Source organism: Plantactinospora sp. A48 (assembly GCF_055793945.1).
In genome coordinates, this window is the sequence record NZ_JBTIXF010000113.1 from 1 (window position 1) to 8835 (window position 8835).

An 8835-nucleotide genomic window follows, 5' to 3' on the forward strand; every position below is an offset into this window, starting at 1 on the left:
CGACACCGACCAACACGACACCCAGCAGGCCGACCCGAACCCGATCGCCGCCTAACATCAAACCGGATCCCGCGATGGCCGTCTCTTACACCACTCGCGCGGACGCGACCTCTACATCAACGTAATGTCGACTGGATTGTGCCGTGGGGTTACGGTATCGATCCATCCTCGGACACGTTACTTCCACACCAGCCGCGATGATCGTTCGGGTTTGGTGGTGGCGTTGCCTGTTCGTTGAGCGGGCAACGCTGGCGGGGCGAACCCGAGGACCGTGCTGGGCGCCAGCTCGATCCGGGTCGTGTCGGACTCGACCGCCCAGGTGTCGTGGTCGCAGACAATGATCGCGTTGTAGCTGCGGAGGCTGTCGGCTATCGCGTCAGCGTCCGAGTCGGCCAGCTCGGCTAACTGGCGGCGTAGTCGCCGGTCGCCGCGGATGCCGTTCCAGAAGGTGGCCCTCCCGCACGTAAACGCTTCTCGGGCGGCTCGACGACCCGGGTCTGGCACTGCTGTGCCCGTGTCGGCGAACCCGCCTGACTGGGCCCGTTTCGCGGCCAGCAGATGCGCCGGGCCCACTCACCGAAGATGAGTATCGGCACTCAGGGCACGAGGCGCCGATCGCGGCATCGTGATGTCATGTCGTTGCGTGACGATGTCGAACCTCTGCGGGTACACCGCCGCCCGCCGGACCCGAGCGGACCGAACCCGTCGGGAGCCGTGGCGATGGGGGCCAGACCTCCCCGCCGCCGGGACCGGCTGTACCGGATCGTCGTGCGGACCCTCGCGGTGGCGTTGCTGCCGGTGGCGTGCCTGGTCGCCGTAGGCCGGACCCGGCGATCGGCGCGGCGGCTGGCCTGCCGCTGGGCACTGGCGGCGCGTTTCCCAGCCGAGAATCTCACCGGCCTGGCCCCGGCGACGCGTGCCGCGTTCGAGGCCGCCCGCACCCGGGCGCTGTGGTACGACGGCGAACTGATCGGCCTCACCTCCGGCCACCGGGCGGCACACCTGCAGGCGCGGCTGTTCACCGAGGCCGTCCGCCGCGAGGGATCGGTGGATGCCGCCCGCCGCTGGGTGCTCCCGCCACGCGAGTCGCGGCACGTCGCGGGGACCGCGCTGGACGTGCGGCCCGCCGAGGGCGCGCGCTGGCTGGAGGAACATGGCCACCGGTACGGTCTGTACCGGGTCTACGACAACGAGTGGTGGCATTTCGAACACTACCCGGACGGCGTCCCGCGCCGTCGTCCCCACCCGGGTGTGGGGGACGGATCCTGGGGCCGGGCCTCAGGCGGAATCGACCGATCGGCCACCATCTAGCCATGAACGAGCAACCGAGTCGACCAGCAGCCGCAGTCGGTTGGTTCACGCCGCGGTTACCGACGGTGCTGGGCGGGGTGGGCGGCTGCCTGCTCCTCGTGGTATGGACGTCACTCAGGTACGGCGGGATGTCGTCGTTCGGCCCCTCGCTGGGGGGCGCCCCGCGCGGGGCCGTGGGTTGGCTGGTGGTCCTCGTGCCGATCGGGGCGACCGTCGTGGCGCTGGGCGCCCTGCGCTGGTGGCCGTACCTGCTGGTTGCCTCGGGTCTGCTGGCCGTACCCGCACTGTTGCTGATCTCTGTCGAGGTGAGTCATCCGCTCGCCGTCAGCATCGTCACCCCGGCCGGATATCCGCTGGCGATCGTCGGGGTGCTGGCCTGTGCCCAGGGCTTGATGCGCGGGTCGCCCGGCTGGGGCGCCGCGCTCGCGGGGTTGTCCGTCGGCGCCCAACTGTTCGGCTCGATCCTCACCGGAGCGGAGTGGCTGACCCTGAACGACTCCAGCCCTGCCTGGCGCCCTGGCCTGATTGTGGCCGGCCTGCTGGGTCTGCTCCCGGCGGCCTGGCACGCCCGGCGCGGGGACCGCGACGCGGTCGGGCTGGCCGCCGTCGGCCGCTGGTCGTGGCGACGGGTCCGGCTGGTGCTGGCCGCCGCACTCGCGATGTGCCTAGTGATCCCGCTGTCCCTGGTGACCACCGAGCGGCTGGCGGGCCTGCTCGATGTCCCCTTCGACACTCTGTACCGGCACCCGTACGCGAAGGTCGCCATCATCGGGGCGATCACCCTCGTGGGCGCGACCGCCATCGCCGCCGTCGCCGGGGTGTGGTCCCTGGCCGGGGCGCTGACCGTCGCGACGGTGCGGGTCGCGGCCGTGGCACCGACGATCCTCGTCCTGGCCGCGCTGACGTACCAGGCCCCGGTACGGTTGCTCGGCGCGCTCGCCGGGCTGCTGCTGGGCGTGATCGCGGCTGGCAGCCGGTGGCGGACACCGCTCGCCGGCGCGCTGACGGTGGTGGCCGCGACGGCGCTGTTCATCGCCTACGCAGCGACGACGGGACAGCCGGCGAAGCTGGCCGAACAACGACACACCGTCCCGGTGCTGCTGATCCTCGTCCTGATCACCGCGGCGGGGGCCGGGGGCGCCGGAGCCACGGCGCCGGTGCTGGCACCGCGTGGCGCCCTGCCCGCCATGATCGGGCCGGTGGTGACCGTCCTGGCCGTGGCGGGATCGCAGACGGTGGCGGTGACCTACCTGCGAGACGGCCTACCGGAATCGTCCTATCTCAACCCGGTGAACCATCTGACCACGTCGGCTGTGCTGCTCCTGGTGGCGGGCGCCGCAACGGGCGGACTGGGTTTCGCCCACCACATCGCCGCCCGGCGGGCCGAGCGGAAGGAAGCGGAGCAGATCCGGCGCGAGGCCGCCGCCGCCGAGCGCGACCGGCTGGCCCGTCCCATTCACGACGGCGTGTTGCAGGTGCTCACGCTGGTCCAGCGGCACGGCGCCGAGCTGGGCGGCGACGGCACGCAACTGGCCGCGCTCGCCGCCGAGCAGGAGGTGGCGTTGCGTACCCTGCTCAGCGGGACGTCGACGCCGGGGCGCGGTGCCAGCGAGGACCTGCGAGCCGGCCTGACGGGCCTGGAGTCCCCGACCGTCGAGGTCGCGGCGCCGGCGGATCCGGTGTTGCTGCCGTCCACCACCGCTGCGGAGCTGACCGCCGTGGTCAGGGCGGCCCTGGACAACGTACGCCGGCACGCCGGCCCGAACGCCCGCGCCTGGGTTCTGGTGGAGGACGAGGGGGACGCGATACGCGTCACCGTCCGTGACAATGGGGTCGGATTCGCGCCGGAGCGGCTGGTCGAGGCGGCCGACGCGGGTCGGCTCGGCATCGCCCAGTCGATGCGCGGCCGGATCACCGACCTCGGGGGCACGATGACGATCGACAGCCGCCCGGGCGACGGAACCGAGGTGGAGTTCCTGGTACCGCGACGCCGGGTAGCGTGACGGTCGTGCCGGTACGGGTGATGGTGGTGGACGACCATCCGATGTGGCGCGACGCGGTGGCTCGGGACCTCACCGAGGCCGGGTACGACGTAACCGCGGCCGTGGGCGAGGGTGGTCAGGCGGTACGGGTGGCTCCGGCCGCGCGTCCCAAGGTGGTGGTGCTCGACCTCCAGCTGCCGGACCTGCCGGGCGTAGAGGTGATCCGTGGCCTGGTCGCCGCGGACCCCGGTGTCCGGATTCTGATGCTGTCGGCCAGTGGGGAGCAGCGGGATGTACTCGACGCCGTGAAGGCCGGGGCGACCGGGTACCTGCTGAAATCGGCGGCCCGGGCCGAGTTCCTCGAGGCGGTGGCGCGTACCGCCGTCGGCGATCCCGTCTTCACCCCCGGGCTGGCCGGCCTGGTGCTGGGCGAGTATCGGCGTCTCGCCGCCGCGCCCGCCCAGCCCGCCGACACGCCCCGGCTGACGAGCCGGGAGACCGAGGTGCTCCGGCTGGTCGCCAAGGGCCTGTCCTACCGGCAGATCGCCGAGCGGTTGGTGGTGTCACACCGCACGGTCCAGAACCACGTGCAGAACACGCTCGGCAAGCTCCAGTTGCACAATCGGGTCCAGTTGGCCCGCTACGCCATCGAGCACGGGCTCGACGCAGAAGCCTGACTGGCCGGGCGGGCGTTCACCCCCGCATCCGGGCGGTTCTCGGTCCAGGGCCTCGGTCGGACTCGTGATCCCCGACTTCACCAGGCCGTGTCGCGAGGCGTTGCCAGGGGGCGGGAGCACCCGGCCACGTTGACAATACGTACGTACGGTTTTCAGTCGGCGACAGCCGGGCCACCGCGAGCGGTCCAGGTGCCACCGACCATGTTTGTTCACCAGGTCTGTTCGGCTGCCCGGACGAGCATCTCGTTGACCGCGACGTGTCGCTGCCTGGTGACCATGTAGGCCACGGCGTCGGCGATGTCCTGCGGGCGTAGCAGTTCGATGCTCGTGATCTGCCGCATGACCTCCTCCCGTACGCCGTCGCGCAGGTGTGTGGCCAGTTCCGTGGCCACCGTTCCGGGTGCCACCACGCCGACCCGTACCCGCTTTGGTTGAAGTTCCTGTCGGGTCGCTTCGGAGAAGGCGTTCACCGCGGACTTGGTCAGGGCGTAGACCGCCTGTCCCGGTCGGGCCACCCGGCCGGCGGTGGAGCTGATGGTGACCAGGTCGGCGACCCGGCGTGGGGGGCGCTGCGCGGCGTTTACCAGGTGTGGCAGGGCCGCCCGGGTCACCCGGAGTACGCCCTCGATGTTGACCGCGATCATCTGGTCCCACTCCCGCTCGGGCGCGTCCTCGACGGGGCCGACGAAGCTCACTCCGGCGTTGTTGACGACCGTGTCCAGCCGACCGAGATCTCTGACGACCCGCTCGATCGCCGCCTCTGCCTGTTCCGGGTCGGTGATGTCGGCCTCCAGCACCAGGGCGGCACCGCCGGCCGTCTCGATCTCCTCGGCAACGGTACGGAGGCGGTCGGCGCGGCGGCCCAGGAGCGCCACGGTGGCGCCGCCCGCCGCCAGGGTTCGCGCCGTCGCGGCGCCGATCCCGCTGCTCGCCCCCGTCACCAGGGCCACGGTGTCCAGCAACGATTCGGTCATCGTCCATCCTCCAATAGGATCCTAGAAGCGGAGCACCGTCCGCATAGAGCTGAAGCGTAAGCGGAGCAGGCTCCGTTTACCAACCGGAGGGAGGGCTGTGTGACCGAAGAGGCAGGTGGCCGCCTACGTGCCGACGCGAAGATGAACCAGGACCGCGTCCTGACCGCCGCCCGCCGCGCCTTCGCCCGGGACGGTACCGGTGCATCGCTGCGGGAGGTGGCAAAGGACGCCGGCGTGGGCATCGGCACGCTCTACCGGCGCTTCCCCACCCGGGAGGACCTGGTCTGGGCGGTGTACCGCGGCGAGGTCGACCGGATCTGTGCCAGTGCCACCGAACTGCTGGCCCAGCACCCGCCGGCCATCGCGCTGCACAGCTGGATGCGGTCCTTCCTCGATTTCCTCGCCACCAAGCGCGCCATGGCCGACGTCATCAGAGCCGCCCTCGCCGGCGACGAGGAGCAGCGGTTGGAGGTGCGGGACCGGATCACCACCGCGCTGGCAACACTGCTCACGGCGGGCGCCACGGAAGGGACCATCCGCACCGACATCGCCGCCTTCGACGTGCTGATGGCACTCGGCGGGATCTCGCTGATCGCCGGCGAACCGGACCAGCGGGCGCAGGCCACCCGCCAGTTGAAACTCCTGATGGATGCCCTCCGGCCCGTGCCCTTCGGGCCGGCGGCCAGCCGCCGGTAGACCAGCGCGACCCCGACCCCTGCGTCAGCGCTCGATCGTCGTGTCGCCCCGGGACGCGCGAGCGCCCCGATGATCAGCGGCCAGCGTACCCAGGCCTTGTTGGAGGCCAGATGGGCCAGTGCGATGCCCACCGCGGACATCGGCAGGAGAATGACGCCGACCTGATAGGCGGAGTAGCCGCCGGCGTTGATCTGGCCCGGATGCGCGCGTTCGTTGCCGGGTACCGGTCGCGGCGGACGTTGGGCCGGCCATGCTGGTGGACCTGGCCGCGCCTGCCTGAGCAAAAAAAATCCTGGGTGGGTTGTCGAAGTGGGGTGCGGCTGTTCGAGGGAGCGGGTGAAGGGCCGGACAAGCCGACCCGCCGCGAAGGGCAACGATCATGATCGAGCAGCTGACCTCCGGCACGCCGACCGCCATGACCTGCGACCCGGCGGTCAGGGTCACCAAATCCCTGTTGGGCTACGGGGTGATCGCCGGCCCGTTGTATGTCACCGTGTCGCTGGTCGAGGTGTTCACCCGCGCCGGGTTCGACCCGACGCGGCACGCGTGGAGCATGCTCAGCAACGGCGACCGGGGGTGGATCCACATCGTGAACTTCCTGGTGAGTGGCCTGATGACCGTCGCGTTCGCGGTCGGGCTCCGTCGGGCGCTCGGCAGCGGGGCCGGGGCGCGCTGGGCACCGCGGCTCATCGGCGCGTACGGCGTCAGCCTGATCGCGGCCGGTCTGCTGCGCGCGGACCCGGGGTTGGGTTTCCCGGTCGGTACTCCGGAGGGTCCCGGCACGATCAGCTGGCACGGCTACGGTCACTTCGCCGCCGGTGCCGTCGGGTTCGGTTGCCTGGTCGCGGCGTGTTTCGGGCTGGCCCGCCGGTTCGCGGCCGAGGGCGTCACCGGTTGGGCGTGGTCATCGCGGGCCGTCGGCGTGGTGTTCGGTGCCAACTTCCTGGGTCTGACCGCCGGTGCCGGCGCGGCCTGGAGCATCCTGGCCTTCACCGGTGCCGTCCTGTTGGTTTCCGGTTGGCAGGCGGCCGTCGCGGTCGACCGCTACCGGCGGGTGTCGCACTGATTCGGCACATCCGATGGACGTTCGTTTTGAACCGTATGAAATAGACCAGGAGGAGAAGGCAATGCGTTATCTGGTGATTCTCAAGGCAGCCCAGCCCGATGGCCAGCCGCCCGCCGCGCTGATGGAGGCGATCGCGAAGCTCGGGATGGACGCGACCAACGCCGGCGTGCTGCTGGACATGGGCGGGCTGGCTCCCACGGCGAACAGCGCCCGGATCGCCGTCACCGCCGGCGGGCTCAGCGTCGTTGACGGTCCCTTCGCCGAGGCGAAGGAGCTGATCAGCTACGTGGTGTACGACGTGCGGTCCAAGGAGGAGGCGGTCGAGTGGGCCGGCCGGTTCATGCGGTTGCACCGTGACCTGTGGCAGGGCTGGGAGGGTGAGGCTGAGGTGTCGCGGGTCTTCGGGCCGGAGGACTTCGCGCCGCAGGGATGAGCAGGCGAACACCTTGATGGTGGTTGGATCGGTAGCCATGACGGCTACCGATCCACATCGCGTTGTCGAGGCGGTCTGGCGGATCGAGGCGGCTCAACTCATCGCGAGCCTGACCAGGATCGTGCGCGACGTCGGCCTGGCCGAGGAGATCGCCCAGGACACCCTCGTCATCGCCCTGGAGCAGTGGCCGGAGCGGGGCGTACCGCGGGATCCGGGGCCGTGGCTGATGGCCACCGCGAAGCATCGGGCGATCGACCTGGTCCGGCGGCGGATCCGGTACGGCGAGAAGCTCGCGGAGGTCGGCCGGGCTCTGGCGGTCGCCCCGATCGACGAGAAGGACGCCGTGGACGACGCGTTGGACGATCACGTCGGCGACGACCTGCTGCGGCTGATTTTCATCTCCTGCCATCCGGTGCTGTCGACGGAGGCGCGTACCGCGCTCACCCTGCGCGTGCTCGGTGGCCTGAGCACCGAGGAGATCGCCAGGGCCTTCCTCGTCGCCGAGCCGACCGTTGGACAACGAATCGTGCGGGCCAAGCGCACACTGGCCGCCAAACGGGTGCCGTTCGAACTACCGCCGCCGGATCAGCTCGCCCAGCGGCTCGCCTCGGTCCTGGAAGTTCTCTACCTGATCTTCAACGAGGGTTACTCGGCGACCGCGGGCGAGGACTGGATGCGGCCCGACCTCTGCCGGGAGGCTCTGCGGCTGGGCCGGGTGCTGGCCGGGCTGATGCCGGATCAGGCCGAGGTGCACGGGCTGGTCGCGCTGATGGAGATTCAGTCGTCGCGGATGTGGGCGCGGACCGACGGGGCCGGTGCGGCGATTCTGCTCGGCGACCAGGACCGGGCCCGCTGGGACCGGTTGCTGATCCGGCGCGGCCTCGCCGCCCTGGCTCGGGCGCAGGAGATCGGCGGTGCGCTCGGACCGTTCGTGTTGCAGGCCGAGATCGCGGCCTGTCACGCTCGAGCCCGGTCCGTCCAGGAGACCGACTGGTCGCGGATCGCCGCGCTCTACCTGGTGCTGTCCTACGTCTGGCCGTCGCCGGTCGCCGAGTTGAATCGGGCGGTCGCGGTCGGGATGGCCCAGGGGGCGGCCGAGGGTCTGGAGATCGCTGACACGGTGCGGGCGAGTGGGGCGCTGGATCAGTACCCGCTGCTTCCCGCCGTACGAGCTGATCTCCTGGAGAAGCTCGGCCGGACCACAGAGTCCCAGCAGGAGTGGGCGCGAGCCGCCGCGCTGACCCGCAACGCCAAAGAGCGGGAGATCTTCCGAGCGAAGGCAGGCGCCTGATCCCGCCAGGTCCCCCTCGGCGCCTCCGGCGCAAGGTCTCCGGGACACCGAGGTGGCGCAGGCGTGCCGGGCCTGACGGGTCCGCGGCGTCCAGCACCGCACAACCAAGATCACCAACAGCATCGAAAGTGTGCCAGAGCCAGTTTTCCGGCGGAGCCGACACACCTCGAGGACTCGTCGGGCGACAGCGGGTCAACCAGCTCAGGGTGCGCTCGACGATCCACCGGCGCGGTAGCAGTTGGGAGCGCCGGATCAGCACTGCAAGGCGGAGTGATGGTGTTCGGACGGTGGCGCTGTCAACGGCGGCCGAATCTGGACCCCTCTGGGTCGGTTGAAAACGGACCCCCCTCGTGTTGGTTGATCTGCTAGTCGTTGGTTTTGGTGGCCGCGGGGACGCGGCCGAGG

8 protein-coding genes are annotated in these 8835 nt (G+C 70.8%); 7 read left to right on the top strand and 1 reads right to left on the bottom strand.

Annotation, left to right across the window (positions count from 1 at the left end):
• The first annotated feature begins 633 nt into the window (after positions 1-633).
• Genes ACXN5W_RS29950 through ACXN5W_RS29960 form a run of 3 tightly spaced genes read left to right on the top strand, consistent with a single transcriptional unit; the run spans position 634 to position 3970 of the window.
• Complete coding sequence (locus ACXN5W_RS29950) at positions 634-1311, top strand: M15 family metallopeptidase (protein WP_473161744.1); 678 nt, start codon at positions 634-636, stop codon at positions 1309-1311.
• A gap of 2 nt (positions 1312-1313) precedes the next feature.
• A complete protein-coding gene (locus ACXN5W_RS29955) occupies positions 1314-3314 on the top strand; it encodes a sensor histidine kinase (protein WP_473161745.1) in 2001 nt (666 codons plus the stop codon).
• Positions 3315-3334: 20 nt separating this feature from the next.
• The gene (locus ACXN5W_RS29960; protein ID WP_473161751.1) at positions 3335-3970 is read left to right on the top strand and encodes a response regulator; all 636 of its coding nucleotides are present in this window, start codon (positions 3335-3337) and stop codon (positions 3968-3970) included.
• A 209-nt stretch (positions 3971-4179) separates the two neighbouring features.
• On the opposite strand, the gene ACXN5W_RS29965 is transcribed toward ACXN5W_RS29960, so the two are convergent.
• Entirely contained in the window at positions 4180-4944 is a 765-nt protein-coding gene (locus ACXN5W_RS29965) for an SDR family oxidoreductase (protein ID WP_473161746.1), read from the bottom strand.
• Positions 4945-5043: 99 nt separating this feature from the next.
• Between ACXN5W_RS29965 and ACXN5W_RS29970 the strand changes: the two genes are divergently transcribed.
• The 4 genes from ACXN5W_RS29970 to ACXN5W_RS29985 all read left to right on the top strand — a co-directional run bounded on the left by ACXN5W_RS29970 (position 5044) and on the right by ACXN5W_RS29985 (position 8430).
• Positions 5044-5640: a TetR/AcrR family transcriptional regulator gene (locus ACXN5W_RS29970; RefSeq protein WP_473161747.1), complete on the top strand. Its 597-nt coding sequence runs from the start codon at positions 5044-5046 to the stop codon at positions 5638-5640.
• A 379-nt stretch (positions 5641-6019) separates the two neighbouring features.
• Complete coding sequence (locus tag ACXN5W_RS29975; RefSeq protein WP_473161748.1) at positions 6020-6706, top strand: DUF998 domain-containing protein; 687 nt, start codon at positions 6020-6022, stop codon at positions 6704-6706.
• A 61-nt stretch (positions 6707-6767) separates the two neighbouring features.
• On the top strand, positions 6768-7139 hold the full coding sequence (locus tag ACXN5W_RS29980) for a YciI family protein (protein ID WP_473161749.1): 372 nt from the start codon (positions 6768-6770) through the stop codon (positions 7137-7139).
• Between the two features lie 37 nt (positions 7140-7176).
• On the top strand, positions 7177-8430 hold the full coding sequence (locus ACXN5W_RS29985) for an RNA polymerase sigma factor (RefSeq protein WP_473161750.1): 1254 nt from the start codon (positions 7177-7179) through the stop codon (positions 8428-8430).
• The last annotated feature ends 405 nt before the right edge of the window (positions 8431-8835 follow it).